Source organism: Klebsiella sp. AqSCr (genome assembly GCF_008452795.1).
GTDB classification, from domain to species: domain Bacteria; phylum Pseudomonadota; class Gammaproteobacteria; order Enterobacterales; family Enterobacteriaceae; genus Klebsiella; species Klebsiella pneumoniae.
The window spans coordinates 1,221,616-1,247,740 of sequence record NZ_MJDM01000005.1; the positions used below are offsets into that span (position 1 = coordinate 1,221,616).

At 51.2% G+C, this 26,125-nt stretch carries 38 protein-coding genes and 3 tRNA genes; 8 read left to right on the forward strand and 33 right to left on the reverse strand.

Going from position 1 to position 26,125, the window contains the following annotated elements:
• The 22 genes from BHE81_RS09930 to BHE81_RS10040 all read right to left on the reverse strand — a co-directional run bounded on the left by BHE81_RS09930 (nucleotide 1) and on the right by BHE81_RS10040 (nucleotide 13,584).
• Nucleotides 1–1,278: a phage portal protein gene (locus BHE81_RS09930; RefSeq protein ID WP_017880221.1), complete on the reverse strand. Its 1,278-nt coding sequence runs from the start codon at nucleotides 1,276–1,278 to the stop codon at nucleotides 1–3.
• Nucleotides 1,279–1,280: 2 nt separating this feature from the next.
• Nucleotides 1,281–2,813: a terminase large subunit gene (locus BHE81_RS09935; RefSeq protein WP_004143904.1), complete on the reverse strand. Its 1,533-nt coding sequence runs from the start codon at nucleotides 2,811–2,813 to the stop codon at nucleotides 1,281–1,283.
• Between the two features lie 9 nt (nucleotides 2,814–2,822).
• A complete protein-coding gene (locus BHE81_RS09940) occupies nucleotides 2,823–3,257 on the reverse strand; it encodes a hypothetical protein (protein ID WP_004143905.1) in 435 nt (144 codons plus the stop codon).
• A gap of 121 nt (nucleotides 3,258–3,378) precedes the next feature.
• A complete protein-coding gene (locus BHE81_RS09945) occupies nucleotides 3,379–3,588 on the reverse strand; it encodes a serine acetyltransferase (RefSeq protein WP_087825803.1) in 210 nt (69 codons plus the stop codon).
• A gap of 12 nt (nucleotides 3,589–3,600) precedes the next feature.
• Nucleotides 3,601–3,891 (reverse strand): HNH endonuclease, encoded by a 291-nt coding sequence (locus tag BHE81_RS09950; RefSeq protein ID WP_149888796.1) that lies wholly within the window; start codon nucleotides 3,889–3,891, stop codon nucleotides 3,601–3,603.
• A 55-nt stretch (nucleotides 3,892–3,946) separates the two neighbouring features.
• Nucleotides 3,947–4,168 carry a hypothetical protein gene (locus tag BHE81_RS09955; protein WP_042950192.1) on the reverse strand — a complete coding sequence of 74 codons (222 nt, stop codon included), beginning with the start codon at nucleotides 4,166–4,168 and terminating at the stop codon, nucleotides 3,947–3,949.
• A 66-nt stretch (nucleotides 4,169–4,234) separates the two neighbouring features.
• Nucleotides 4,235–4,480: a DUF2560 family protein gene (locus BHE81_RS09960; protein ID WP_149888797.1), complete on the reverse strand. Its 246-nt coding sequence runs from the start codon at nucleotides 4,478–4,480 to the stop codon at nucleotides 4,235–4,237.
• Between the two features lie 76 nt (nucleotides 4,481–4,556).
• Nucleotides 4,557–5,849, reverse strand: coding sequence for a DUF6575 domain-containing protein (locus tag BHE81_RS09965; RefSeq protein ID WP_064184914.1), 1,293 nt, complete (start codon nucleotides 5,847–5,849; stop codon nucleotides 4,557–4,559).
• Nucleotides 5,846–6,268 (reverse strand): hypothetical protein, encoded by a 423-nt coding sequence (locus BHE81_RS09970; RefSeq protein ID WP_106493672.1) that lies wholly within the window; start codon nucleotides 6,266–6,268, stop codon nucleotides 5,846–5,848. Before BHE81_RS09970 ends, BHE81_RS09965 begins: the two co-directional genes overlap by 4 nt.
• A 155-nt stretch (nucleotides 6,269–6,423) precedes the next feature.
• On the reverse strand, nucleotides 6,424–6,621 hold the full coding sequence (locus BHE81_RS09975; protein WP_052454910.1) for a hypothetical protein: 198 nt from the start codon (nucleotides 6,619–6,621) through the stop codon (nucleotides 6,424–6,426).
• On the reverse strand, nucleotides 6,572–6,847 hold the full coding sequence (locus BHE81_RS09980; RefSeq protein ID WP_135696978.1) for a hypothetical protein: 276 nt from the start codon (nucleotides 6,845–6,847) through the stop codon (nucleotides 6,572–6,574). Before BHE81_RS09980 ends, BHE81_RS09975 begins: the two co-directional genes overlap by 50 nt.
• Nucleotides 6,848–6,849: 2 nt before the next feature.
• Entirely contained in the window at nucleotides 6,850–7,485 is a 636-nt protein-coding gene (locus tag BHE81_RS09985; protein WP_135696980.1) for a glycoside hydrolase family 19 protein, read from the reverse strand.
• Nucleotides 7,485–7,766, reverse strand: coding sequence for a phage holin family protein (locus BHE81_RS09990; protein ID WP_000243811.1), 282 nt, complete (start codon nucleotides 7,764–7,766; stop codon nucleotides 7,485–7,487). Before BHE81_RS09990 ends, BHE81_RS09985 begins: the two co-directional genes overlap by 1 nt.
• Nucleotides 7,753–8,139 carry a phage holin family protein gene (locus BHE81_RS09995; RefSeq protein ID WP_001294159.1) on the reverse strand — a complete coding sequence of 129 codons (387 nt, stop codon included), beginning with the start codon at nucleotides 8,137–8,139 and terminating at the stop codon, nucleotides 7,753–7,755. Before BHE81_RS09995 ends, BHE81_RS09990 begins: the two co-directional genes overlap by 14 nt.
• Before the next feature lie 83 nt (nucleotides 8,140–8,222).
• The gene (locus BHE81_RS10000; RefSeq protein WP_135696982.1) at nucleotides 8,223–8,909 is read right to left on the reverse strand and encodes a hypothetical protein; all 687 of its coding nucleotides are present in this window, start codon (nucleotides 8,907–8,909) and stop codon (nucleotides 8,223–8,225) included.
• Nucleotides 8,910–9,017: 108 nt separating this feature from the next.
• Complete coding sequence (locus BHE81_RS10005; RefSeq protein WP_149888798.1) at nucleotides 9,018–9,596, reverse strand: DUF1133 family protein; 579 nt, start codon at nucleotides 9,594–9,596, stop codon at nucleotides 9,018–9,020.
• Nucleotides 9,597–9,609: 13 nt separating this feature from the next.
• A complete protein-coding gene (locus BHE81_RS10010; RefSeq protein WP_149888799.1) occupies nucleotides 9,610–10,590 on the reverse strand; it encodes a DUF968 domain-containing protein in 981 nt (326 codons plus the stop codon).
• Between the two features lie 12 nt (nucleotides 10,591–10,602).
• The gene (locus BHE81_RS10015; protein WP_000779146.1) at nucleotides 10,603–10,980 is read right to left on the reverse strand and encodes a RusA family crossover junction endodeoxyribonuclease; all 378 of its coding nucleotides are present in this window, start codon (nucleotides 10,978–10,980) and stop codon (nucleotides 10,603–10,605) included.
• A 9-nt stretch (nucleotides 10,981–10,989) separates the two neighbouring features.
• Nucleotides 10,990–11,799, reverse strand: a complete 810-nt coding sequence (locus BHE81_RS10020) for a DNA adenine methylase (RefSeq protein ID WP_038992043.1) — start codon at nucleotides 11,797–11,799, stop codon at nucleotides 10,990–10,992.
• On the reverse strand, nucleotides 11,796–12,710 hold the full coding sequence (locus tag BHE81_RS10025; protein ID WP_061891351.1) for a conserved phage C-terminal domain-containing protein: 915 nt from the start codon (nucleotides 12,708–12,710) through the stop codon (nucleotides 11,796–11,798). Before BHE81_RS10025 ends, BHE81_RS10020 begins: the two co-directional genes overlap by 4 nt.
• Nucleotides 12,667–12,879 (reverse strand): DUF4222 domain-containing protein, encoded by a 213-nt coding sequence (locus BHE81_RS10030; protein WP_071994923.1) that lies wholly within the window; start codon nucleotides 12,877–12,879, stop codon nucleotides 12,667–12,669. Before BHE81_RS10030 ends, BHE81_RS10025 begins: the two co-directional genes overlap by 44 nt.
• A 237-nt stretch (nucleotides 12,880–13,116) precedes the next feature.
• Complete coding sequence (locus BHE81_RS10040) at nucleotides 13,117–13,584, reverse strand: YmfL family putative regulatory protein (protein ID WP_023149828.1); 468 nt, start codon at nucleotides 13,582–13,584, stop codon at nucleotides 13,117–13,119.
• 58 nt (nucleotides 13,585–13,642) lie between these two features.
• Here BHE81_RS10040 and BHE81_RS10045 point away from each other — a divergent pair, with 58 nt between their 5' ends.
• The gene (locus tag BHE81_RS10045) at nucleotides 13,643–13,966 is read left to right on the forward strand and encodes a hypothetical protein (protein ID WP_032429376.1); all 324 of its coding nucleotides are present in this window, start codon (nucleotides 13,643–13,645) and stop codon (nucleotides 13,964–13,966) included.
• Between the two features lie 145 nt (nucleotides 13,967–14,111).
• Here BHE81_RS10045 and BHE81_RS10050 read toward each other — a convergent pair whose 3' ends face one another.
• Nucleotides 14,112–14,309, reverse strand: coding sequence for a Cro/CI family transcriptional regulator (locus tag BHE81_RS10050; protein WP_038992039.1), 198 nt, complete (start codon nucleotides 14,307–14,309; stop codon nucleotides 14,112–14,114).
• 98 nt (nucleotides 14,310–14,407) lie between these two features.
• On the opposite strand from BHE81_RS10050, the gene BHE81_RS10055 reads away from it, so the two are divergent.
• The 6 genes from BHE81_RS10055 to BHE81_RS10080 all read left to right on the forward strand — a co-directional run bounded on the left by BHE81_RS10055 (nucleotide 14,408) and on the right by BHE81_RS10080 (nucleotide 18,286).
• Nucleotides 14,408–15,064 (forward strand): LexA family protein, encoded by a 657-nt coding sequence (locus BHE81_RS10055; protein WP_032412845.1) that lies wholly within the window; start codon nucleotides 14,408–14,410, stop codon nucleotides 15,062–15,064.
• Between the two features lie 618 nt (nucleotides 15,065–15,682).
• Nucleotides 15,683–15,982, forward strand: coding sequence for a hypothetical protein (locus BHE81_RS10060; protein ID WP_074385151.1), 300 nt, complete (start codon nucleotides 15,683–15,685; stop codon nucleotides 15,980–15,982).
• Nucleotides 15,982–16,767, forward strand: coding sequence for a ParB/RepB/Spo0J family partition protein (locus BHE81_RS10065; protein WP_074385152.1), 786 nt, complete (start codon nucleotides 15,982–15,984; stop codon nucleotides 16,765–16,767). Before BHE81_RS10060 ends, BHE81_RS10065 begins: the two co-directional genes overlap by 1 nt.
• Nucleotides 16,764–16,955: a hypothetical protein gene (locus BHE81_RS10070; protein ID WP_040188683.1), complete on the forward strand. Its 192-nt coding sequence runs from the start codon at nucleotides 16,764–16,766 to the stop codon at nucleotides 16,953–16,955. Before BHE81_RS10065 ends, BHE81_RS10070 begins: the two co-directional genes overlap by 4 nt.
• 66 nt (nucleotides 16,956–17,021) lie before the next feature.
• The gene (locus BHE81_RS10075) at nucleotides 17,022–17,252 is read left to right on the forward strand and encodes a DUF4224 domain-containing protein (RefSeq protein ID WP_072071868.1); all 231 of its coding nucleotides are present in this window, start codon (nucleotides 17,022–17,024) and stop codon (nucleotides 17,250–17,252) included.
• Entirely contained in the window at nucleotides 17,252–18,286 is a 1,035-nt protein-coding gene (locus BHE81_RS10080; RefSeq protein ID WP_074385153.1) for a tyrosine-type recombinase/integrase, read from the forward strand. The genes BHE81_RS10075 and BHE81_RS10080 overlap by 1 nt, the downstream gene beginning before the upstream one ends.
• Nucleotides 18,287–18,379: 93 nt before the next feature.
• On the opposite strand, the gene BHE81_RS10085 is transcribed toward BHE81_RS10080, so the two are convergent.
• The 6 genes from BHE81_RS10085 to uvrY form a co-directional block, all read right to left on the reverse strand.
• Nucleotides 18,380–18,466 (reverse strand) — tRNA-Leu (locus BHE81_RS10085).
• 13 nt (nucleotides 18,467–18,479) lie between these two features.
• A tRNA-Cys gene (locus BHE81_RS10090) sits at nucleotides 18,480–18,553 on the reverse strand.
• Nucleotides 18,554–18,593: 40 nt separating this feature from the next.
• Nucleotides 18,594–18,669 (reverse strand) — tRNA-Gly (locus BHE81_RS10095).
• 150 nt (nucleotides 18,670–18,819) lie between these two features.
• Nucleotides 18,820–19,368, reverse strand: coding sequence for a CDP-diacylglycerol--glycerol-3-phosphate 3-phosphatidyltransferase (gene pgsA, locus BHE81_RS10100; RefSeq protein ID WP_004141115.1), 549 nt, complete (start codon nucleotides 19,366–19,368; stop codon nucleotides 18,820–18,822).
• A 57-nt stretch (nucleotides 19,369–19,425) separates the two neighbouring features.
• Entirely contained in the window at nucleotides 19,426–21,258 is a 1,833-nt protein-coding gene (uvrC, locus tag BHE81_RS10105) for an excinuclease ABC subunit UvrC (protein WP_002911538.1), read from the reverse strand.
• Complete coding sequence (gene uvrY / locus BHE81_RS10110; protein ID WP_002911539.1) at nucleotides 21,255–21,911, reverse strand: UvrY/SirA/GacA family response regulator transcription factor; 657 nt, start codon at nucleotides 21,909–21,911, stop codon at nucleotides 21,255–21,257. The genes uvrC and uvrY overlap by 4 nt, the downstream gene beginning before the upstream one ends.
• Nucleotides 21,912–22,372: 461 nt before the next feature.
• Here uvrY and BHE81_RS10115 point away from each other — a divergent pair, with 461 nt between their 5' ends.
• Nucleotides 22,373–22,597: a DUF2594 family protein gene (locus BHE81_RS10115; RefSeq protein ID WP_002911541.1), complete on the forward strand. Its 225-nt coding sequence runs from the start codon at nucleotides 22,373–22,375 to the stop codon at nucleotides 22,595–22,597.
• Between the two features lie 67 nt (nucleotides 22,598–22,664).
• On the opposite strand, the gene sdiA is transcribed toward BHE81_RS10115, so the two are convergent.
• The 4 genes from sdiA to dcyD all read right to left on the reverse strand — a co-directional run bounded on the left by sdiA (nucleotide 22,665) and on the right by dcyD (nucleotide 26,124).
• Nucleotides 22,665–23,387, reverse strand: a complete 723-nt coding sequence (gene sdiA / locus BHE81_RS10120; RefSeq protein WP_002911542.1) for a transcriptional regulator SdiA — start codon at nucleotides 23,385–23,387, stop codon at nucleotides 22,665–22,667.
• Between the two features lie 317 nt (nucleotides 23,388–23,704).
• Nucleotides 23,705–24,457, reverse strand: coding sequence for an L-cystine ABC transporter ATP-binding protein TcyN (tcyN, locus tag BHE81_RS10125; RefSeq protein WP_004151455.1), 753 nt, complete (start codon nucleotides 24,455–24,457; stop codon nucleotides 23,705–23,707).
• Entirely contained in the window at nucleotides 24,454–25,122 is a 669-nt protein-coding gene (tcyL, locus tag BHE81_RS10130) for a cystine ABC transporter permease (RefSeq protein ID WP_002911547.1), read from the reverse strand. The genes tcyN and tcyL overlap by 4 nt, the downstream gene beginning before the upstream one ends.
• A 15-nt stretch (nucleotides 25,123–25,137) precedes the next feature.
• Nucleotides 25,138–26,124: a D-cysteine desulfhydrase gene (dcyD, locus tag BHE81_RS10135; RefSeq protein ID WP_004180445.1), complete on the reverse strand. Its 987-nt coding sequence runs from the start codon at nucleotides 26,122–26,124 to the stop codon at nucleotides 25,138–25,140.
• Nucleotide 26,125 lies beyond the last annotated feature (1 nt).

The following is a 26,125-nucleotide window of genomic DNA, read 5'->3' on the forward strand; positions in this document are numbered from 1 at the left end:
TTAAGCCCCGGCATTGCGGGGCTCTTTGTTTGTTCCGAGATCGGTAATGGGCACGTTCTGCGACTGCCGTGTCGCCACATCACCTCCGGGCAGCGGCGGCAGGTTATCGAGCCTTCGAACCTCGTTAACGGTCCGAATCCCGGTATTGACCATGATTTGCATAAATGATGCCCGGCTTGTTGAATCACCGCGCAACAGCCCGTCGAGGTTATGCTCGGCGTGAATGATGCCCTGTTCTGACTCTTTGACCAGCCAGCGCTCAATGCTGTACTCCCACCGATCAAGGTAGGGTTTGAGGGTATACTGGAGAAAGCCCAGGTTTTGCTGTTCAATCCCCGATCCCCAGGAGGTGGTTTTATCCACGTCGCCGACCAGATGTGGAGGCACGCCGTAAAATCGCGCCAGTTCGGCGACCTGAAATTTACGCGCAGCCAGAATTTCTGAATCCTGAGGCGAAACGCCGATAGGTTGCGTGGTGAAGCCGCTCTCAAGGATCCAAAGCCGCTTTTTGACCGGACCACCAGCAATCTCCTTAAAGTTTTCCTCCAGCTGCCCACGCTGCTCTTTCGTCAGCACCTTGCCGTCAGTCATCAGGATCTGCGGAGACTTCGCACCGTTGGCGAAAAATTCACGCTGGTTATCTTCCATCGCTATGGCCACACCAGCAGACTTCGCACTGAACGCCAGCGGCGAAAGACCAGTCAGACCATTGAAGCCAAATCCTTTGAGATGAAAAATTTCTTTCTGTGAAAAGTCAGCGTATTCAGTGTCCCGTCGGTAGCGGTAGATAATATTTTTACCGTTATCGCTGAGCCGAACTTCCATATTGGCGCTCATCAGTGGAACCATGCTAATCACGTCACCAACACCGTTTCGCTCAACATGTGCATAGGCGTTGCCGTAGGCACATAGCTGCATAGTCATTGCTTCGCGAAACTCAAGAGCGGTCATGAAGTTGTTGGGACGGAATCTCAGCAGTTTCGCAAGGGGGTGACTGTTGTCCACTTTCGTGCGCTGATCATTTTTGGTCTGATAAACATCGAGTGGTAAAGATGCTGTTACGGTGGAGATTAACCTGATGCAGGCCCATACCGTACTGATTTGCATATTACGCTCATCAGTCACAACAGAATCACCAACCACACCGTGCGCTGACGTACCCGCCATTTGCGAGCCCTTATCGGGTGTCACCAGGCGGCCGCCGGTCAGGATAGAGGCCATGCGCGCCCAGAATGGCGATCGCGTCCGCAGGTCAATGCTGTAATCGGTATCTGCCATTTTTACACGCTCAAAAAGTTGTAAATGAAATCATTAACGTCACCCTGCTCCTCTACCTCGTCACTGGTCTGCGCGCCAATAGACATCGCCAGCGCTACCATGCCGTCGATACGTCCGCTCGACTTACCTTTCACAAACTTGCGGTTACCGGCAGGGTCAGTGATTACCGTGGCGTTTTTGGCGCACATTTCGAGGATCGGATGATTGCCGTGCTTCAGCTGCGCACCGAGCAGTTTGGCTTCCAGCTCCCTGAGCGCAGGCGACATGGAAACAAACCCCTGACCGAACTCTACGAATCGTTCGAGCTCCACATCTGTGAAACCAGCATCGATCAGATGCGGGCGAAGGAAGCGCATGTTATAGCGGTCAAACGCCAGCGCCCTGACGTTACAGAGATCAAAAACGCGCCGCAGCTCCCTGGCGATAAATCCATACTCGATAGCCTTACCAGGTGTCGTGTTTAGCCAGCCCTGCTTCGCCCATATGTCATAAGGCACACGATCGTTACGCGCCTTATCTGCCAGCCCTTCCTCCGGTAGCCAGAATTTACAGTGCACATCGCCCTGCGTGGTGTTCAGCACCAGTGCGGTCAGGTCTGACACGCTGGAAAGATCGAGCCCGCCCCATACGGTAGCCCCCGCCAGTTCGCCGGGTTCCTCCTTGTTCATATGCCATACACTCTGGCTAACGAACGGGCTTTTCGCTTCAACCCTGCGGTTTAAAACAAGGTTCTCAAACTCTGCCTGGCGAGACGGCAGGCGTTTCGCACTGGCGGCCATATCCAGCACTTCTTTCTGGTTCATGAACACATCGAAGGCCGGGTTTGCCAGCCTGATGGCCTCAACAGAGAAAGGATCGATATCTTCCGGCGCGGTCTGAAGCCGGACCACTGTCCGGGGATCGGCTCCGGTCAGGCCATCATCAATCAGCAGGCTAAGCAGGTCGCTCGCATCGGGCGCCTGGGTGCTGATGATTATCGAAATAGGGTTATCCTGTGCAGCGGTGGCGGTTTCCAGCGCTTCATAAAGCGGATCTCGCGGCCCACGAACCTGGCCCAGTTCGTCGTGTGCGACAAATCGCGGCGAGAAACCGTAGGCCGTGGTAGCTTCGGCACTCAGTGCGCGGTAATAAGAACCCAGCTCAGGGCAGTGGATTTCTTTAGCTGAATCCTTGATCGCAACGTACTGCATTAGTACCGGGTTCATCCGGCACATCTTCGAGGCCAGGTTAAACAGAATGGCCGCCTGGTCGCGTGAGCGTGCCGCAGAATACAGCTGCGAGTTCGGTGCAGCCTCGGGCCCTACCAGGTAGAGCAGCATCAGCATGGCGGTTTCCACCGTTTTGGCGTTTTTTCGCCCGCGACTGATGATTGCGCGACGTGTACCATGCTTGTTGTCGAAAATGGCTCTGAAGTCATCCTTCATGAACTCAGCCATTTTCAGAGGCTGGCCGACAAACTTACCTTCGGGAATATAAATATTTCTTTCGCACCAGAGGATATTCCTCTCGGCTCTTGTCAGAGTTTTTTTAGCCATCGAAGAGCCTTATTCAATTTCCCAGGGTTTTTTCTCCCGCGGCAGATTTTTGTTGGCGCGTCCTACTGTTTTAGGATCAGCAGTCGCCTGCCGGGTGATACGCAGTCGCGTTGCCAGTGAAGACGCAGACCGTACTTCACGTTCGCGCATCGTGAGCAATTTATCGTAGCGCTTCAGCCCATCATCCCGAGCCAGCCACTCCAGCTCAAACTCCTCGATCTGAGTGGTTAACAGTCTCGCCTGCACCACATGCCGACAGTACATTTCCATCATGTCGCGATGTGTTTCAGTAAATGAGCTGGCCGGGTTATCGTTAACCAGTCTGATCCAAACGTTTATCTCTGGATCGCTAAGGTGTAACGAGGGCTGCAGCCTGCTTTCAGCCAGAGCCGGAAGCGACACAGCCGTCGTCGCGGCAAGAGATTTTCTGCCTCGCTGTGCCATCGCTTTTTTCCTTTTTTTCTGGACGTTTTTGAAAAGAAAACTGGGGGCGCGGTCTTTTAACGATTGCCGCCAGAGTTTTACCCCTCCCCCCATCCTGTCGGGCTGATAATGAGAAAAGCTATCATTTCTCGATGATCCGCAGGTTTTCACGGGGAGGACTGGGTAACACCAGGCGCTCACCGACACCGACAGACATTGTCAGGATGATCGTTGGTAGCGTCTCTTTTGCTGTATGACTGAAGGAGATGGCGGATGCAGAAAGAAAGCTCACACCATCAATGCTCAGCTCCACCAGCTTGCCATCTTGGTATTCAATCTTCAGGTCTTGCATTGCGTGCTCCTGTTACCAGATAACCCTGCCTTCATTGTCGAACTCGGTAACCGTTCCGCCCTTCTCCATGCGTTGCTTAACCGAGTCGTGGCAGCGCTTGCATAGCGATTGAAGATTGTCCGGGTTGTGGAAAAGGGTTTCATCGCCCTTGTGAGGTTTGATGTGATCAACAACGGTTGCGGATATCACCTGATCTCGTCTGAGGTGAAACTCGCAGAGTGGCTGCTTCTGAAGCTGGTGATAACGCAGCCGATACCACCGTTTAGTGTTATAGAGATGATGCCAGGGTGAACTTGACGCCATATTCACTCCAAAAAAAGCCACCTTTTAAACGGTGGCTTTTCGAGAAGATAAATGTTTAACCGAAATACTTCCTGATTGCAGCGATAATTCTTTCATCCGCTACATTACCTGAACACTTCGCAATCAAATATTCTTTATCATCAAGAGCAAACGTTTCAATCGGCATACCAAGCTGTGCACCTTGGTCTCCGTAATAAGTCACGTAGTTATCATCATCTGCGACTGAAATAAGATCTACCTGATCACCTGGAAGCAACGAAACGACCTGTTTTGACATAAGCCCTCCGATTTGTAAGAGCTTTAACATTATCACAGGCACTCGATAAATGCCTGTTGTAATGCCTTAGCTCGCCTGTTCTGCTATGGTATCAAACAGCGCCAGCGCCTCGGTCGCTTCCTGGATGGCCTTACGGGTCTTCGAGACAATCTCACTTTCAGTGAAGACGCGATCGAAAGAGTCAGCGAATAGCTCAGCTTTCAGATTGCTATCACCAACCCAGTCAATGGCCAGCTTGGCCGCTGCGGTGTCGTAGTTAACTTTCTTGATGATATCCAAGCAAATTTGCTCGGATGCGGTGATCTCGGACATGTCTTACCTCTGCTTTTTTGCACATAAAAAAGCCTCGCAGGTGCGAGGCTTAAAAGATAGTATTCATAGACAAAACTTAAAGGGGGGTGTAATGCTCCTTTAACACCTTACACCAATGCCTTATAGTTCTAGATCTCCTAGACACGGTTTCGGCACTTAAAGAATGGCACTGCTCTAAAAGAAAACCTTCTGCAGTTTCCGGTTCTAACTGAGAGAGATTTTCAACACCCGCCCAATTTATCCAAGCCCAACCTATATGACTGGTTTCAAAACATCTCGCCGCAATCTTAAGTTTAACATCGTCTTCTGATTGAATTAACTGCTGACCAAATGATGTTACCTTACTATTATTATCAAGGAACCCTAATACCTTAGCGGCATGAATATAATAATATATATGGCGCTCCTGCAGACCTGTATTGAACTCACTACAAGGTTCACCACGCCATTTTACTTCAACGATATTAAAAACTCGCTCTAAGGTATCGGCTTGCGGTATCTGGTGACCGCTAACAGATAGCATTGATAACTTATTAATATCTTTTAGATAAAAATCAGCCCCAGCCTTTGTCAATACAAAAATTAATTCACCAGTCTCGTTGCTTCTGAGCTCCATGTTCGTACCGGAAGAAACAACTGCCTGAAAAAGATTTGATAGTGATTGAATATCAATCCTGTTTTCATTAATGAAATCAATTACATTAGCTCTTGCCTCTATCAAAGCGCTTAAAGATTTTAACAATTCTTCAAACAAAGAAAGCTTCTCTGCTTGAAATGAAATTATGAACGATCCTGGGCGAGCATCAACTGGACGTAATTTGTCTTTAAGGCCATCTAAATCCAAAAGACTGTTGTATAGTTCGCTAAATCTGTCGCATACGCTTGAAACATTGCCTAAAACAAGATTACCTTCACTTTTCTTAGAGCTTTTTTCCAAATGTATTTCATGCGTGGAGTATTTTATTGGTGCGCCAATTCGTCCATTGCCAAGAACGGGTACAACTGAGCTAATGAACAATCCACTGGCAGGTAACTTAAAATTATTTAAGTCTTCTGCATACAAAACATCCCAAGCAGGAGTCTCATCTCTATTGTAAGGAGCCTGAACCTTGTAAAAAAAACTTTGTTCAAGCGCAGTAAGAGCCGAGTGAATATCTATTCTCTTTCTTTCAATTAGCTCAAGTTTAGTTGGTGATACCGGTATGATAAACCAACTATCTGAATTTTCATCTTCAGAGATCCAATACACTACGTATAAAGAGCCAACTTCATTTTCTACTGAAAAGAAACGAGGCTCTTCAAAGAACTCATACACTCTTTTATAAAGCAGTGTTCCCAACATAGTTTTGGGGAGGAAGATATTACTCATTCTCCTTCTCCCACACACTCGAAGTGTTCATGTATATGGCTATTAGTTCTAAGCCAAATTGTGTAATGAGCAGGATCAGCAAACGTTTTTTTCATAACACCCATTAATGGGGTTACCTGACCTTTAGCAACCAAACGGTTGCCCAATGCTTCAGGGAATTTGGCTTTTGCATCATTGGCACCTCTCATTTCAGAAAAGAAAGAGGTTCCAAAAACACATATTAAAGCCTCACCTTTACATTTTTTGTGGCGATTCGGGTACTCTTCATGCGTAGAGAGAAAACATTGTGCTGTAGGGGGGCTTACTCGAACTAACCGAAAAAATTCCCCCTCAGCATCCTCGGCTGTCTTCGGTGGTACGCCTTTAGGAAAAAATTCAGGCCATGCATCCTGAAAAACTTCTGCTGCGGCTTCTGACATAAAAACCATCCCGTGTAGTCAAAAAAATCTGCCAACACGTTATTGATTGATAGTTAGAAACTTACATTTTTTGCTGGCATCATCAGCAATATAGCAAAAAAATATTTATTGTGAACACCAATTTGCTCTCAACAATTTACCGCTCCAATAACTTGTTAATTAGCACTTTTATCATTCATATACTTAGCACAGTTAATCTGCGCCGCTTTGTTATGCACCAGAATGTCGCGCTTGGTCTGCTTATCCAGCACGTCGATATCGTGGTCAGTCAGGTAGATGATCCGCACCCAACTGCAGGCCGTATCAACGACTACCGGGGCGGGTAAACTTTTCGCGCAGCTCCCGATCAACATAGTCATCAGGCATATGGCTAACAGTCTGCTGTACATCGCTGGCCCCTTTCGTGACTTTTGCCTTACGTTCTGCCGCAGCGACGGTAGCAGCGGCGGTCTCTTCAGTACGCTGCTGATCGGCTTTGGCTTCTGCCTTACTGGTCCCGCGAGCATGACCGATGCCGAACGCACCAGCGATAGCACCCAGGATGACAACCACCAGCCCCGCGATAGCTTCGATTCCCATAATCACACCACCAGCACCGATTTTGCTTTCAGGAAGCGAACTCGCCGGTTATTAATCCCGTTTTGTCCGCCGTTGATAATCTGCGTTACCCGAACAAGATCACCCGGATATTTCAAGCAACCTTTTGAGACATAGAACCACGCTGCACTACGGGCCGCGTAAGAGGACTGCTCCAGTAATTCTGGCTGTGCCACCAGATCCACCTTCAGCCCGCTGCCGCTGCCGCAGTCTCGGTAATTAGAAAGTCCGGTTATTTGAATAAGTCCGCGCCCTCGATAAACCCAGCCATCAGTTGCCCTGTTGTTACCCAACCGCTTGCTATAGACAATGTTGGCGATAGCCCGCTGGCGCTCCAGAGGTAACACAGTTTCCGACTGGCTGCGCCCGAGGGAATTGGCCTGATCCTGCGTTAACCTGCCGTAACGAACAAAATCAGCAAGCCCGGCGATGCTGTAGTTGAAACTCTCCACCACCCTGTTAAACCCGAGGCTTTCATGGCCGCATTGAGCAATGAACATTGCCTGGTCGATAGCGGAAGTGATGCCAAACTCTTTCATCGCGGCTGTAATATGCGGATACCAGCGCGCAGCTAACCCGGCGCTGATACCAGCCGCCTTCTGGAATTGTGTTTGATTCATTAGTGCCTCAGTGCATCAACCAGCCGCGCTACATTGCCTCTTACGCTCAGCAGCACAACAAGGATCATGATATTGGCCGCAATGGTGGGCCATGATGAATAGGGATAGATGCCGCACAGATACGCCAACGGCACAGAGCTGTATATCACTGTTATCAGCCATGCCAGCCGCGACACCCACTTACGATGACGTGAGTCTCTGCGGCGATAGAACATCAACGTAACAACGACACCAGCACATAACAGCGCATTGATGGTTGCAGTAGGATCATTTAGTACCACCGGAACCTCCCCGGCGCGTTATTAGCGCCACCAGCGAGCCAATATCCTGATTGTTCAGGAAAGTGAGTATTTTCACGGCCAATGCCGAAATGATTACGGCACCAATAGCATCCAGAGGCTTATCGTTATACCCGGTCAGGTCGGATAACTTAGAACCGACCAGCCCGGAGCACAGAACTCCAGCGATGTAGGACACAACGAAATATGCCATCCGTCGTGGGGCGCTCAAATCGGCCGCTGTCGCTATATAAAAGACGGAACCCGCAAATGCCCCGAACACAACACCGTAGTCTGTACCGGTTAATAGCCCGTAAACACTCGCCCCAGTTAAAGCGCCACCAGCTAAGCCTGTGCCGGTTATTGGTTCGGACATCTGTCCTCCTCAATTACTGTGAATCCTCTCATAGCGAGGGCAATAAAAAAGGCCGCTCTCAGGCAGCCTTTTGATAAAAATAATTATTGTCTTAATTTAACTCGCTTCCATTCTGTTTTTAAGCATCTTTGAGTTGATTTAATATACAGCCTCTTTAGTCTTCGGTAAGCTTTTTCCACCTCTGAATCATCTTCATAAAACATATAGATATTTTCATTTTCTAACAAAAAGATCATGTTTTCCTGGCACTTCAATATTGCCTTTGACGTCCATTCATGGGGGTTTAGCATTAACTGTATATTAGTTGCCAACTCAAGGATACGATGCTCAGAATCAACGACCACAGCAAAGTATTCGTTTGCTTTTTCATTCGTTCCATTGTTCCACCTAGCTTCATCTCTTTCAGCTGAGTGCAATCTACGAAAACGTTTATTTTTTTCACAGCTCATAATGAACTCTGAGCAGTAACTTCGAAGGGTATTAATCCATTGTTGTCTATTTGTAGACAAAACCTGAGAATCAAAAGCCATTTCTGCTATATGACGTTGATTGTCTCTATCTGTTGCAGCTAAATCATCATTCTTTTTAATTGTGTACCATGCCACAGCTGTTGGTAGGGCTGCACCGATAAAAGCGGCAAGTACAGACCCAAAAATAGTATCCCACCCAATCCCTGTATCAACAATAATCTCAGGTATTTTAGTGACCGTTAACCCAGCATCAATTGTATTTGAAATAAATGACGGATATGGAATTCCTTGCCAAGCCATAAAAACCCCGTAAATTTTTTATTGGGCATCATAGCAAAAAACCCGCCACTAAGCGGGTTATTTATGTTTATTGCTCAGTTCGTTTTAACGTCCCGAGCGTATCACAATTCAAGCAGTTTCTGGCTCACTTTGCAAGTAAAATCTGTCGCCATTTGTGCCGAATGCGTCACACATTGGTGCGTACAGCATCGATTCCGCCAAACTAAGCCACGTATCAACTCTGCGTCTACAGGTCATAAAGCACCAGTCGGGATGCTTTTCATAGAGATCTTCCGCTATGCGGCGTTTGCTCTTCCGTAACCGGTAGTGCTCCACCAGCAGGTGATACAGCTCTTTGTGACCACCCGTAATAAGGACTGCCCCCATTACCTTATCAATCAGCAGTCCTTCATCATCTGTACAGAAAGCCAGGCCGCTTTTGCTTTTCCCCGCGAGTATTTCACGAAAGAACGCCTCAAGCTCTGGCTTCGAGATGCCAGACTTCTTCATCCGGCGCAATGCCTCATTGAGGGCTGTTTTGGTGACTTTCCCGGAAGCCAGTAACTGGTTAAACATATTGCCGCCACTACCGCCGCCGATGTAGGACCAGCGGCCCCACATGCGCAGCTTCCCTTGAATCCAGATGGCCTCAAGCGTTTTCAGCCTGACCATTTCACCAGCTTTTCCAACCTCGGACGGGTTAATCATTATGCATTCTCCACTATGCCAGCACGCCAATTGCCAGCGAACGATCCAGAAATCGAAACAGCAGCTCCAGCTGTGAGCCGTGCTTCTCCTCAAATGCCACGGTGTCAGCGTGCAACTCGTCGTGATGCGCTCTGCAAAGCGGCAACACAAACAGGTCATGCGCTTTTGTTCCCATTCCACCTTGTCCGTGGCCTATCAGGTGATGGGGATCATCTGCTTGTTTGTTACAGCAGATACACTGCTGAGACTTAACCCAGCGAGTCCAGCTCTCGTTAACCCAGCGGCGGCGCTTTGGTCGCAGCATGAAAGATTCCGGCGTTTCAGGATCTACGCGAAGACCGAGAATCTTTTTCTGCACCACTTCGTTCGCCGCTGGCTCCGGCACAATATCGCTCTCCTTCATCACTGGTTGATGCTTTATTTCCGGCAATCGCAGGGCTTTCCGGGCCAGCGATTCAGGGATGACGTGCGCCAGATTGTTTATTACCAGCCACCAGCACAACTCTGGGATCGTCAGTTGATGGTCTTCGTTGAACCCCAGCTGTGAGCGGATGACCGTTATCAGCCAGGATACCAGGTTCCCACGCGCAATGCCTGCCAGCGTCTCTGTGTACTGATCACGCACCAGGTTATCGCAGGCCCAGCAAAGGCGGATGCTGCCAGGCTCATGCCGGAACAGCGTAAAATTTTCGCTGTGCCACGAACCGTGCGGGTACTGGCATTCAAAACGACGCTCCAGCTCGGCCTCCAGCGAGCTGATACCACCCGCGCGCAGAATGACGTCTTTGTTTTCGAAGACTGGCTTCAAAACCGGGTCTTCTGCCAGTGGCTGCGTGGCGGGAGGGATAGCGCCAGTTGCGTAGTCGCTGTATTTTTCCGGTGCAGGCTCAATCAGTACCCGCCCTCTCCTGAACATCGGCATGAGATCAGCACCTGGGCGAAGAAGAACAACGCCCATGCGTGGGGCAATCTCAGGGGTTAGTAGTGCTCTCATATCATCTCCACGTCAGGCAGCTGCACGAAAACGTCGGATGGTGATTTCTACTTTCCCTTTCTTCACGATGTTCCCCCACTCCACCAGCATGCGCTTAACCTGACTGTCGTCTTCCCAGACGCCTGTTAGAGTCAGGGCATCGAACAGCGCTTTGTTGTAGTTATCGATATCCCGACGGCGCTGATCCGGCGGATACAATACAATGTGAACCTCAGCCAGATCAGAGGATGGCCGGGGAACGGCCCGCAGTTGTTCAATAATCGCCGCTCTCGCTGCCTGCTGGAACTTGCGCCCTGTCTCGCTTACCAGATGCCTGCCTTTCAGCGGTCCCTTGCTCGGGGCGCGCCAGTAACTATTTACGCTCGGTGGAAATGGTAAAGTCAGTTTCATTTAGCCCCCTTAAAGGATCGCTACAACGTCTTTTGCGACTTCCCGCGTACTGCTTTTGCAGGAGATCGAACGGCGCGCTTTGATGAATTGCAGGTTAAAACCATGCTCCCGGTACAGGTCGAGAACCTTCGGTGCAGATGAGTTAGAAATCACTACCCGAGCCCCACGGTGAAAGGCTGATACGCATTGCTTCGCCAGGTCTACCTGATTCTCCCAGTTAAACCCACCAGCGGCGTAGGCAGTGAATCCGGTTGTTCCCGGCATCGGTTCGTAAGGCGGATCGCAGTAAACCACATCCCCTTTCCCGGCCAGGCTGATTGTCCGGCGATAGTCAGCGGTCATAAATACGCAGTTATGCGCCACAGCGGCGAAGGATTTCATTTCGACCAGCGGGTAATACGGCGCCTTGTAGCCTCCCCATCCCACATTGAACTTGTTCGCCTGGTTGTAGCGCATCAGGCCATTGAAGCAATGCCGGTTGAGATACAGGAATGCAGCTGCGCGTTCAGTAGCATCCAGCGTCTGAGCGTTGAACTCGGAACGGATCAGCTCATAGCCCTCTGGTGACCGCATGTGCTCGAACATCCAGCGGGCCTTCAATTCCACTTCATCCGGCACGACCGCTAACATCTGATACAGATTAATCAGGTCCGGGTTAACGTCCGCCAGCAGGTAATCTGCGTGCTTTTCGCTGTTCAGGAATACCGACCCACCACCAACGAATGGCTCTATCAGGCGTTTCCCTGCCGGGATATGCACGAACAGGTCAGCCAGCTGGGTATACTTTCCACCAGCCCATTTCAAAAATGGCTTACTCATGAGCGGAACCCCGCTGGCACTGTATAAACCACATTGGCGAAACTGGATTTGAAAATATCATCCTGCTTAACCCACTTGCCGCCAGTCCAGGCTGGGCGTCCGGCGGCCTCCCATTTTTTGGCCTTGTCGAAATACTCGACGCAGTTCTCGGGAGCAAACAGCGTTTTGGGCCGCAGATAGTCGCTCATCTTCGGGTCCTGCGCCCATTTTGCGTTCAGGTAGTCAACCACCAGCATCAGGTCTTCAGGGCTGTAATCTTCGGCCAGCCGTCCCCGGATATAACCCAGCGTCGTTTTGGTTCGTCCCCCCTTGCCATAGTTCGAGTTGGTTACCCGATTGAAATGATCCAGAACGAGATCTGCCGGATCGGTCTGGTCTGGTTGCAGCGCAACCGGACAAGAGTCTTTACCTGTAATCTCTGTAGTACTCTCTGTTGTATTCTCTGTAAGATCATCGTGCCAATTTGACCTGATGACAGCGGTTCGTTTTGACCCGGTGGAGCGTTTCACATTGACCTCTTCCATCGTGTCATTTTGACCTGATGGAGCGGCGCATTTTGACTTCTTCGATTTGGTCACTTTGACCTCATCTAAAAGCTCGCTCTCGTAGTTGATCGTGTAGTAGTTCGTCATGTCGCGCTGGGACTTGTTCAGCTGCTCAACTTTAAGCACGCCCAGGCTCTTCAGCCGGGTGAAGGTGCGCTTCAGAGTGGATTCAGACCAGAACGGGAATTGCTCCAGCCATTGCTCTGTTGTGTTGTAGATCCAGCGTACGCCGTCACGCTCCAGCCCTGAGTTAGTCTCTTGCAGCCAGTAGTTAAGCTGCTGCAGCGCAATGGCTTCATTCAGGCCGATGCTATACGCAAGGTCAGGATTGATGACTATCGGCCTTGATGGCATTAACAGGCTCATAAGACCCCTCTATTTCCCTGAATTTTCGTCTGAACTGCTCGAGGGGGCTAAAGCATTCATGCTCGTACCCTTCACGCAGGTATATAACGCGCTGTGTCTGGGGCTCCCAGCGTATGACCCTGACTGGGACACCGTAGTGATCTCTGAACCATCGGTTGAGCTCTCGCATACTTTCTCCGCCTGGCCGTTAAAGTCCCCTACCACCCACTGAGCAAACTGGTAGCAGACAGGCTCGAACCCGCCTGGTACTCTTACCCCATACACGAACTGCACCGGTCCTGCTCCACCAGGAACTGGCCGCGCTACAAGTTGCGACCTGCGGTATTGTGTTGATAAACTGTTCATGCGTTAGTAATCTCCACTGATAACGACACGCCACGACGCCAGGAGCTGCAACTCGCTGGCGTCACTTCTTTTTGCGTGAAAAAAGCGTGATGATTGCGGCAATCTCTTCTTCACGAGCTGCCAGGTGACGGCGGTGATGCACCATGATTTCTTCGGCCTCGTGCCTTTCAATAACGCCATCTTCAAGCGCCTGTTCGATAATCTGATCAACCTGCCCCCTGGCGGCAGAGGTACGCATTGCCCGGCTAAACAAGTCCACGCGGTCCAGTTCTTCCAGGTGCGGAACATCCACCAGCAGAGCACCACGACGGCGAGCGAAGTAGTCAGCCAGTAACGACGTGTTGGAAATGTCCTCCATCGCTTCCAGTTCGCTGACTTCGAAGAAACGACAACCATTTTTCTCATAAAGGTTGTTATTGAACTGCGTTAAGGTCATGCCTAGCGCGCCAGCCATAGCCTCACGCCCACCATGTATGGACTTACACATAGCCTTGACTACATCTTTCAAACTTTGCTTTTGTTCTACCATGTTGATAACCCTTCGCTTAAAATCACTTTCTTAGCCCACGGAACAGCCGGTGTATTAAATGAATAACCCTTTGTCTAAATTGACTCTGGACTACTGGTACAAAGTTTTGATTGTCGCTGGTGCATTCGTTTTTCTGCTGAACGGTACTGGAGTTCTTTCTGCATATCCTCCTGGCCCTACAGCACTGGTTTCCCTTGGCGTCTTTTTTTGGGGCATTGGTGAGTGGATTAACCACCCCTACCAGGAAATGCTCCAGTACGACGGCCTCGGTCGGGTTACAGCAACCATTTCTGGTTACCCGAGAAATCCCAAGCGAATCGGAGTCGTGTTCGATATCCTTGCCTTTGTTCTCATCGCTATAGGTGTCTGGAAGTTTTTCTGATAAGGTCCACCCGATCAGAGTCACTACTCGATTCATTTCATCCAGCCTTACCGTTTCAGGGTTGAGCGCTTGCAACCGCTTTATCACCTCTGATTCAATTTTTTTTGTCACACCTACCCCTTTAAAATTCGATTTGTAGTTACGGTTAAGCTGCTGTTTGATTAGGCTTTGTATAAAGTTCGGGATTAACTTTCAGTTTCTCCTCTGTTAGTGCCTGAATTTCAAACGCTCTACCTTTTGGAATAATCTCGCCCCATCCAGATACAGATGCATGTGAGATGCCTAAAGCCTTTGCTACGTTGCCGACCGTGCCAAAGTAAGAGATCACGTCTTCTTTTTTCATTTTTGCCTCAGATGGAAAGGAATAGACTTCATGATAGTAGGATATCTTACATTACAAGGTCAAGGAATCCTACATTACAAAGTGGTAGGATTACCTACATGAAAATGAATGAACGCATCAGGGCTCGACGAAAAGAACTGAAACTAACCCAAGCGGTTTTAGCCAAATTAGTAGGCGTGAATCGTGTAACTGTGACTGGGTGGGAATCAGGCGACTATGAACCTGGAGGATCTAATCTTCAGGCGCTGGCTACTGCGTTAAAAACAAACCCTCAGTGGATTATAAGCGGCTTAGGTGAATCAGATGCTGAAGAGGCGGCTTACAAACCAACAGAACGGTTTGGCGTGAAAAGAATACCCGTACTATCTTGGGTCCAAGCTGGAGAGTGGACTGAGAGCGGAGCCCCCGTGACTGAAAGCGATGTTTCCGAATGGATTTATACTACAGCTAACCTTTGTGATGAAGGATTTGCTCTCAAGGTCCGTGGGGACTCAATGACCAACCCGAACGGAGCCCCCAGCATCCCCGAAGGATCAATCGTTGTCGTTGACCCTGATTACGGTAGTTTACTTGAGGTTAACGGTAAGATAGTTGTCGCGCAGGTAATGGGATCTGCCGAGGCTACACTCAAAAAATTTGTAATCGATGGGCCTATAAAATACCTGGTCCCCCTGAATCCAAATTACCGAGTCCTTGAAGTAAACGGAAATTGCAAGATTGTCGGAGTCGTTCGCCAGGTTGTAACTGACTTATAACCCCCTTCTTTTACAAACAGCCGACCTCATTGTCGGTTTTTTTTTACACCTCAATGTAAGATTTCCTACCATAATCATTGACACCCCAAGGTAAGTTATCCTACATTACGTTTATCCGATAACCGAATGCACACAACATGGAAGCGCATTCCCCTTCTTTCCGGTGGGGATCGGTTTGTAACTGAAGGAGTGCGCTTCCAGTTGTGAACGGCAATATTCGCAACCGCTGTATGGCACATGCAGCGTTAGCCGCCAGAGAGTTACCTTTATCCATGCGCTCTCAGGAATTCCGGAAGAATGTGCAAGCTAAGTGTTTCAGGCACGACGTGCGCCCCACCAGCGCGGCGAAAAGGTGTGACGCCTCGGAAGAGACCAGGGCACAACCAAAAGAGCGCTGGGATGCAAAAAATATCTCGCAGCCGTTGCGGTACCAAAAGCCAGGATGGAACGGCAGAACGCGGTAGTGCTCTTTTTGTTGTGTGGAGAACTAACGTACCGCCATTGCAGTGGCGGTCCCCCATCAGCAAGAAATTTTAACCAGCTATTCACCCACTCTCATGGGTTGGGTTGCTGCACCCTAAATTTACGCGTTGCAGCGCGTCAGATGGAGAACAAAAGATGGCTAAGACAGCAAATCAACTGTTTAAACAGGCGTACGAAATAGCCAAAACTATGCCACCAGAACAGGCAGCAATCATCAAGGAACTGGCTACCGTCCTCGATGTTTCGAATATAGCTCTGCGCCAAACGCGCACCGAACGTGACGCCCTTCTCGCAGAGGTCAAATCCTGGGCGAAGGAGTGTGATCGTATTACTGAGCGATATACCAAGAAGCGTATAAATCTGCATGTCCTCGAAGCAATGCGCGATTTGAAAGCAATTTGTCCCACCAGCTTCCGTAACGTGGAGGCTCTCTGATGGCTAAAGACTCAAAGCTTGTATACGGCGCCAGTGGCAAAACGAACGTTTTGACGTTTGAACCTGAAAACCTGCACCTGGTTACCGACAAAACGCACCCGCTTTACGATGAGCGCATCCACCTGCCTATCAGCGAGGCAATGGTGCTGAACATCATGGACCAAGGCGTTCTTGAGCCGATTATCGTCTGGAAAGACCCGGAGACAGGGCTGTCTTGTGTGGTTGATGGTCGCCAGCGTGTGCGACATACACTGGAAGCCAACAAGCGTCTGTCGAAAGAGGGCAAAGAACCGTTACTGGTTCCGGCAGTCGCTAAACGTGGCTCTGCCGTTCGCATGGCGCAGGCGATGGTAAGTGCTAACGAAATCCGCCAGGCTGATACGCCGCTGGGCCGAGCAAAGAAAATGGCTGATGCGCTGGAGCGCGGGCACGACGAGGACGATTTATCGCTGATGTTTGGCGTGAGTGTTCAGACAGTACGTGCAACGCTGTCGCTGCTGGATGCCACCCAGGCTGTCCGCGATGCAGTGGAATCTGGAACTGTCACCGTTACCCAGGCGCGTCAGCTTGGTGCGCTCCCACCTGAAGAGCAGCGTGCAAAAGTGTCAGCAATCGAGCTGGCGACAGCTGGTACAACCGGCCATGAAAAAGCCCGGCGTCAGCGTAAGATTCTCGGTGAGGAAAAGCCGCGTCTGAAAACCCGCAAAGAAATTACTAAAGCCCTGGAATCTGCCGAGGGTGAGTATGCAAGCGCACTCCGTTGGGTGCTTGGGGAGTCCGTATGACAATCATAAAAACCCATACCGGTACCGTGATCACCAAAGACGGTCCGAAGGTTAAAAAACTGCATCAGACAGAGCGGATGTGGGTCGTTGGCAAAAACGAGTTTTACCACAAAGCGACCGGATGCCGTCATTTTGCAGAAAATACGCGCCGCCGGCTGCTGCTCGACACCATCAAGCCTATCGAGTGACGACTGGCCCGGAGAAAAGAATTGTAGAAGTTAAGCCGGTTGCAGCCGGACTTGTGGAGATACACTATGAATCTTGATAACGAGATCATTTCAAACGCAGACCTCGAACGAATTACTGGATACAAGATCCCCTCAAAGCAATCACAGTGTTTACGTGATGCCGGGATTTTCTTTGTTGAAGGGCGAGACGGAAGACCACGCACTACCTGGGCGCATTTCAATAATCCTTTAGCTCAGAGATCACGACAGAACAACGTCGATAATTCGCTGCAGCCCAACTTTGGAGCACTTGATTAATGCCACGTCCGAGAAAAAATAAAGACGATGCCTGGATGCCTCCGAGGGTTTACCTCGGGAGATCAGCATATGAATATCATCCTAAAGGAGGAGGCAATATTCGCCTCTGCGACAAAACCAGTACACAAGCTCAGGTATGGAGTGCATGGGAAGCGCTAATGAACGATCGCCCGGACGACTCCATGATGGAAGGACTTATCGAACGCTTCTTTAAATCTGGTGAATTTTTCGAGCTGGCTCTGGAAACCCAAAAGGACTATAGAAAGTACTCAAAAAAAATTATAGATGTATTTGGGAAAATGCCGCCGGACGCTATCAAACCTGAACATATCCGGCGTTACATGGACAAGCGGGGAATAAAAAGCAGGACACAAGCTAACAGAGAAAAAGCTTTTATGTCTCGCGTGTATCGCTGGGCTTATGAACGCGGCTTCGTTAAAGGGAACCCTACAAAGGGTGTCCGCCAGTATAAAGAAGTTAGCCGAGATCGCTACATAACTAATGAGGAATACCTGGCGCTGTACTCTGTAGCTCCAGACATTGTGAAAGTCGCAATGGAACTCGCTTACCTCTGCTGTGCCAGACAAAACGATGTACTGGAGATGAAAAAAAGCCAATTTATGGAAGAAGGTATCCTGATAAAGCAAAGTAAAACGTCTGTTGCTCAGATAAAAGCATGGAGCCCGCGCTTGAACGCTGCACTTGAGTTGGCAAAAAATTTACCTCTTAACGCTGGCATGAGCAGTCTGTATGTCATCCACCAGCCAGCAGGCGGAAAATACACACGGGACGGCTTTAACAGTCGCTGGAGAAAAGCAAAAATTGAGGCGCAGGAACAGTACCCTCACCTTTCCTTTGACTTCACGTTCCACGATCTCAAAGCAAAAGGGATATCTGACCTCCAGGGCAATCTGTACGAGAAACAGGCAATATCAGGGCATAAGAACGTTGAGCAAACTGCCCGGTATGACAGAAAAATTGCGGTAGTTCCGGTTGTAGATGGACAGGTGGAAAGGAAAAATATTATGAAGTGATATTATGAAATGGGTGGTTTTGGAACAAAAAAACCACCCGTAGGTGGTTTCACGACACTGCTTATTGCTTTGATTATTCTGCTTTTATCCCAATGGTACCCGGAGTGGGACTTGAACCCACACAGCGCGAACGCCGAGGGATTTTAAATCCCTTGTGTCTACCGATTCCACCATCCGGGCTCGGGATATAAAGTGGAGGCGCGTTCCGGAGTCGAACCGGACTAGACGGATTTGCAATCCGCTACATAACCGCTTTGCTAACGCGCCTTTAATACTGAAGCACCCGCAACTGCCGATGCTGTTAATCTGGAGCGGGAAACGAGACTCGAACTCGCGACCCCGACCTTGGCAAGGTCGTGCTCTACCAACTGAGCTATTCCCGCATCATCAAGTTATTTGCTAATCACTTGATTTTGTTATCGTCTGGAAGACTGTGCCGCCGTTCGATGCGTTGCATTCTACTTATCTCTCGCGGTGAGTCAACGGTATTTTTCGCAACTTTGTATCGTTTGCTGAAAATAACGGCGAAACGATCACTGATCAAGCAAATCGCCGCGCGCCGCGTTCAAATACTGCAGCATCGACCACAGCGTCAGCACCGCCGCCACGAGGAAAAGCGCGATCCCGGCCCACTCCACCCACGGATAAGGACGCCACAGCATCCATACCAGGGCGGTCATCTGGGCGGTCGTTTTCACTTTGCCAATCCATGAGACCGCCACGCTGCTGCGTTTCCCCAGCTCCGCCATCCACTCACGCAGCGCGGAGATAATGATCTCACGGGCAATCATGGTCGCCGCCGGTAGCGTGACCCACCAGGTGTGATAGTGTTCGGCAACCAGCACCATGGCGATAGCCACCATGACTTTATCGGCAACCGGGTCGAGGAAGGCGCCAAAACGGGTGCTCTGATTCCAGCGACGAGCGAGGAAACCATCAAACCAGTCGGTTACCGCGGCAACAAAGAAGATCAGCGCGCAGGCAAACGGCGCCCAGCTAAAGGGCAGATAAAACGCCAGCACAAAAAACGGGATCAGGATGACGCGAAACAGAGTAAGCAACGTAGGGATATTAAATTGCATAGTGACGGGTAACTATCTGTTGTAAGTAAAAATTAGCCCTATGTTGCTACAGAGCCCCTAATGTTTCAACGAGTAGAAGATCTTTTCTGCCAGAGCGTGAGAGATGCCCGGTACTTTAGCAATTTCTTCGACGCTGGCCTGCTGTAGCCCCTGCAGCCCACCCATATACTTCAGCAGCATCTGACGACGCTTCGGCCCCACCCCCTCGATAGTCTCAAGCGAGCTGGTGCTCTTCACTTTCGCCCGTTTTTTGCGATGCCCGGAGATCGCATGATCGTGCGATTCATCGCGAATATGCTGGATCACATGCAGGGCCGGCGAATCCGGCGGCAGGCTAAACCCTTCCCCTTCCGGCTCAAAGAATAACGTTTCCAGACCCGCTTTTCGATCGCTACCTTTCGCCACGCCCAGCAGCAGCGGATGATGTTTATCCCAGGGGACGTCCAGTTCAGCAAACACGGCTTTCGCCTGGGCCAGCTGTCCCTTGCCGCCGTCTATCAGGATCACATCCGGGATCTTGTTGTCATCAATCGCTTTACCATAGCGACGGCGCAGGACCTGATTCATCGCCGCATAGTCATCGCCAGGGGTAATGCCGGTGATGTTGTAGCGCCGATACTCCGCGCGCAGTGGGCCATTGCTGTCAAACACCACACAGGATGCTACGGTCTGTTCGCCCATGGTGTGGCTGATGTCAAAACACTCCATTCGCTTGACGGCCGGCAGCTCCAGTACGCTGGCCAGCGCCTGCAAACGCTGATGAATGGTCGATTGCTGAGACAATTTGGTCGTTAACGCTGTCGCGGCGTTGGTCCGCGCCAGCTTAAGATAACGCGCTCTGTCGCCGCGCGGCTTAGTCTGCACATTGATTCGACGACCCGCCAGCTCCGACAGCGAGTCGGCCAGCAGCGTCTTATCCCCAAGGTTAAAGTCGAGCAAAATCTCCCCCGGCAGCGTGCGCATTTGGCTGCCCTGCAGGTAGAACTGGCCGACAAAGGTCTCCACGACCTCTCCCAGCTCGGTGCCGCCCGGCACTTTCGGGAAGTAGCTTCGGCTGCCCAGCACTTTGCCCTGACGGATAAACAGCACATGCACGCAGGCCATGCCGGCATCGAAGGCGACGCCGATCACGTCGAGGTCGTCACCGGTGTTGGAGACAAACTGTTTCTCCGTCACGCGGCGGACGGCCTGAATCTGGTCGCGGATGCGCGCGGCCTCTTCGAACTCCAGGTTCTGGCTCGCCTTCTCCATCCGCGCGATGAGCTGGGTCAGCACCTGGTCATCCTTGCCGGCGAGAAACAGCCGCACATACTCTACCTGCTGAGCATACTCTTCTTCGCTGACCAGCCCGGCCACGCACGGCCCCAGGCAGCGACCAATCTGATACTGCAGACAGGGGCGGGAGCGATTGCGGTAGACGCTGTTTTCACACTGACGGATGGGAAAGATTTTCTGCAGCAGCGCCAGGGTCTCGCGCACGGCATAGCCGTTGGGAAAAGGACCAAAATATTCGCCCTTCGCATGTTTGGCGCCGCGATGCATCGCCAGACGCGGATGAGTATCGCCGCTGAGAAAAATAAAAGGATACGATTTATCGTCACGTAACAGCACGTTGTAACGTGGCTGGTACAGCTTAATATAGTTGTGCTCAAGCAGCAGCGCTTCCGTCTCGGTGTGGGTGACGGTCACGTCGATTTGCGCGATCAGCGCTACCAGCGCTTCCGTTTTACGCGACGCAAGGTTGCTGCGGAAGTAGCTACTGAGCCGCTTTTTCAGATCTTTGGCTTTGCCAACATAGATGACGGTTCCGCCAGCATCATACATCCGATACACACCGGGCTGGCTGGTCACCGTTTTCAGGAAAGCTTTTGCGTCAAAAACATCACTCACTGGCTTGCTAACGACTCCGCATTACACAGGCCATGGCGAATTGCCAGGTGGGTCAGCTCGACATCGCCATGAATGTTTAATTTACTGAACATCCGATAGCGGTAGCTGTTAACCGTTTTAGGACTCAGATTTAGCTGCTCTGAGATCTCATTCACCTTCTGACCTTTGGTGATCATCAGCATAATCTGCAATTCGCGTTCAGACAAACTGGCAAACGGCGATTCTGTCTTTTCGGGTTCAATCTGACTTAACGCCATTTGCTGGGCAATATCGGAGGCAATATAGCGCTGCCCGGACGCGACGCAGCGGATGGCATTAACCACTTCCTGCGGCGCGGCGCCTTTACTGAGATAGCCCGCCGCGCCCGCCTGCATGACCTTGGCAGGTAAAGGATTCTCGGTATGCACGGTCAACATGATCACTTTGGTGCCCGCCACGGAGCGCGCGATTTTGCGCGTCGCTTCAAGACCACCGATCCCAGGCATGTTCATGTCCATCAGGACGACATCTGCGGAATTAGCCCGGCACCACTTGACGGCGTCCTCGCCGCAGCAGGCTTCGCCAGCGACTTTAATCCCTTTTATATCTTCCAGAATGCGTCGTATCCCTGCGCGCACCAGTTCGTGGTCATCAACAAGAAGAACGTTGATCAAAGGAATAATCTCCAGAATGAGGGATAACGCTACTGATACTTTATCTCCCACATATTACCGGGTTTTATTGCTATTTTAAAAGGCAAAAAAATGCCCTCGCCTCGATTTGGCTCTCATTTATGGCAATGTCTGTGCACACTAAGTGGAAAGTCATTGAGAACAGTCAGTTGCCCGGCTCTTATTTTTTAACAATACTCATACAGAAGGCACAAAAAACACAACAGATTACGTAGCGCATAAATACGAAGCAAAATATGTAACAATTATTAACGAGCTAAATAGATGGGGGAAATTATTGGCTTGCCGACGGCTATTACGTATTATCCGAAGCATCAAAACATTCACAGCTCAGATGAGAGAACAGAAATTAATCACACCTTTTTTTTCTGTCGCTTGTGGTATACTGCGCGGCCTTCACATTGACTAGAGCGCAATAGCGCAGCGAGTAAACGAGGATATCGATGAGCACACCAGATTTTTCCACTGCAGAAAATAAGCAGGAACTGGCGCAGGAAGTCTCCTGCCTGAAAGCGATGATTACGCTGATGCTGCAGGCGATGGGCCAGGCGGATGCGGGGCGCGTGATTATTAAAATGGAAAAGCAGATTTCACAGATGGAAGATGAGGCTCAGGCCGCCGTATTCTCCAGCACCGTTAAGCAGATTAAACAAGCCTATCGGCAGTAATCCTGTGCCGGCTGAAAGTATCACTGACAGCCGGTATCACGTCTGACACGCAGAACGGCAGGCGCATTCAGATTAGCCCAGTCGCCACGGCGTAGCAGGCAATTTGCGTTTTATTCGGCGCATTAAATTTCCGCTGCATATTCTTCTGATGGAAATTCACCGTATTTTCCGAAATCGAGAGAATCATCGCCACCTCCGCCGAAGTCTTTCCTTCCGCCGTCCATTTGAGGATTTCCAGTTCGCGGCGGCTGAACTTCATCTCCGGCGGCATCACCATCTCATCTTCCAGACGCAGCAGCGTCAGCAAGCTTAGTTCAGTCAGCGTTCGCAGACGCAGCTCAAGCTCATCTTCAGGGTAGCCGCCCGGCAGACGATTGTTCGCGGAGACAGAGAGAAATCCCTGAGCATGGTTTGGCAACGTCAGGCACTGCGTCACGCCCTTTTGCAGACCATGGTCACGCGCCCCGTCCCACAGTGCCGGCGCATCACGAAACAGGCTGTCGTTCCATGGCAGATGGCCACGCATAAAATTCTCCGGCCGTAACACAGGATCTATCGCGAAATAATTTTCTGCCTGATAGTGCGACATCCATGCGCGGGGGTAAGTCGACTGGAACGTAACGCGGGGGCGGGTGAAAGGCACCGGGTGGCGCACACAAAGCGTGTAGTAATCATATTCCAGCGCTTCGGTTTCACGTTGCAGGAGATTATAAACCTCCTCGCCAGTGGCCATGGACTGAAATTGGTGCAGCATATCCCGCCGCCAGCTGAAAAAATCATTGTCCCTCATAGCTGTGCAAATAACTCCTGATTGATAATCATTATTATAAATACAGAAAACTAACACATAAATCTTATTTATATGTATAAAATATCGTAGCTGTCGCATTTATTAGTCTGAAGGCTTGCCATTTTCCCGCTCGCCGCCCAGAAACATAGCGCTTTTCTCCCATCACTTTCTACACCCTGCCAAGGGCGATGGGAAGCGGTGTATACGGCCGTGGGAGTCAATAGCGCAAAGACGTGTCGCGGGGGCGTTACCCCGCCGCGAGAGTGGGCTAAACGCGGCGGCTCCCGCGAAGCTGAGCCGCCGCGCCAGCCCATGCTTTACTGCATCAGGAATTTTTCAAGGAACTGACGGGTACGCGGCTGCTGGGGCGAAGCGAACAACGCTTTTGCCTCGCCTTGTTCGACAATGCGTCCCTGATCCATAAATATCGCCCGATCGGCTACGTCGCGGGCGAAACTCATTTCATGGGTCACGATCACCATGGTGCGTTTTTCCTGCGCCAGCTGACGGATGGTGTTGAGCACCTCCCCCACCAACTCAGGATCGAGAGCCGAGGTGGGTTCATCAAACAGGATCACGTCCGGACGCATAGCCAGCGCGCGGGCAATAGCCACTCGCTGCTGCTGCCCGCCGGAGAGACGGCGCGGATAGCTATTCTCTTTTCCGCTGAGCCCCACCTTCGCCAGCAGTTCGCGCGCCCGCGCCATGGACTCCTGCTTATCTTCACCTTTTACGATGACCGGCCCTTCAATAATGTTCTCCAGCACCGTACGGTGGGGAAACAGATTAAAGTTCTGGAAGACAAAGCCGACGTGCTGGCGCAGCTGGCGAATGAGCCCTTTCTGCGGCCCGAGGCTGCGACCGGCGTCGATCGTCACATCGCCGACGCGGATAGTGCCGCTCTCCGGTTGCTCCAGCAGGTTGATGCTACGCAGCAGGGTGGTTTTGCCCGAGCCGCTGGGGCCGATGATCGCCACCACTTCCCCTTTCTGTACCTCCAGGTCGATACCATGGAGCACCGTCTGGCCATGGAATTTTTTTACCAGGCTTTTCACTTCTATCGCACTCATTTCGGATCACGCTCCTGGCGGTTCAGCTGGTTTTCAAAATAATTCTGCAGCGAGGAGAGCACTGTCGCCATTACCCAGTAGATCAGGGAGGCCGCCAGATACATGGTGAAGACCTCCAGGGTTCGCGAGGTGATTAGCTGCGCCTGACGAAACAGCTCCGGCACCTGGATCGTTGCCGCCAGCGAGGTATCTTTTACCAGGCTGATAAAACTGTTCGACAGCGGCGGCAAAGCGACCCGCGCCGCCTGGGGTAAAATGGCCCGACGCATCGTCTGCCAGGGCGTCATACCGATACTGGCCGCCGCTTCCCATTGCCCTTTATCAATCGAGGCGATGGCCGCGCGCAGCGTTTCCGCCGCATAGGCCGCAGTATTCAACGACAGGCCGATCATCGCCGCCGGGATCGGGTCAAGCTCAATGCCGAACTGCGGCAAGCCGTAGTAGATCATAAACAGCTGGGCGATAAGCGGCGTGCCGCGGAAAATAGAGATATACATGCGCGCCAGCCATTTTACCGGCCAGACTGGCGACATGCGCATCAGCGCCAGGATAAAGCCCAGCACCAGGCCGAAAAACATCCCGCCAATGCTCAGCTGCAGCGTAAAGACGGCCCCTTTCAGCAGAAAAGGGGCGGAATCAATGACCAGTTGGATACTTTCTTGCATGCTGTCGTTTCTGTATTAGAGGTGAGGATGATAGGCAAACAGCGCCGGCGCTCCGCCAGTGTGGACGAACAGTATCGGCCCTTCATCCTTAAAGCGCTTCTGCGTGATGCCGTCGATAAGCCCGGCCATCGCTTTGCCGGTATAGACCGGGTCGAGCAAAATACCTTCCAGCTGCGCCAGCAGCTTCACAGCGGCCATCCCATCTTCGTTTGGCGTACCGTATCCTGGGGCAAAGTAGTCATCCCACAGTATAATTTCAGCCTTCGCCTGTAGCTCGAGACTGTTGGCCACGGCCTGCTGCAGCGCCACCACTTTCGGCAACTGGTCAGCGACCGAGCGCGACACGGTCACCCCAATCAGTTCCGCCTGCGGCATCAGCTGTTCAAGGCCGACCGCCAATCCGGCATGGGTGCCGGCGCTGCCGGAGGCGACCACGACTGACGAGATCGCCACCGCGTCTTCGCACTGCTGGCTGATTTCCAGTGCGCTTTCCACATAGCCTAACGCGCCGAGGGCATTGGAGCCGCCGACCGGAATAACATACGGACGATACCCCTGCGCCTCAATGCGGGTCGCCAGCTCATCGAGCTGGGCGGCGGGATCGGTCAGGGCATCACACATCTCAACCTGGGTGTTAAAGAGATCCAGCAGCAGACGGTTGCCATTGCTCAGATAGTTCTCCGCCCGGGTGCCGATGGGATTTTCCAGTAGCGCCACGCAATGCAGTCCCAGTTTCGCAGCGACTGCCGCCGTCTGACGCACATGGTTAGACTGGATCGCGCCGGCGGTGATTAAGGTATCCGCGCCCTCGCGCAGCGCATCGGCGGCGAGAAACTCCAGCTTACGCAGTTTGTTGCCCCCCATCGCCAGCGGCGTCGTATCATCACGTTTAATAAAAATTTCGCGCCCAAGGTGATCGGACAGACGCGGGAGATACTCCAGCGGCGTCGGCGCGCCGATCAATTCCAGGCGCGGAAAGCGGGTTAAGTTTTGCAGTGACATG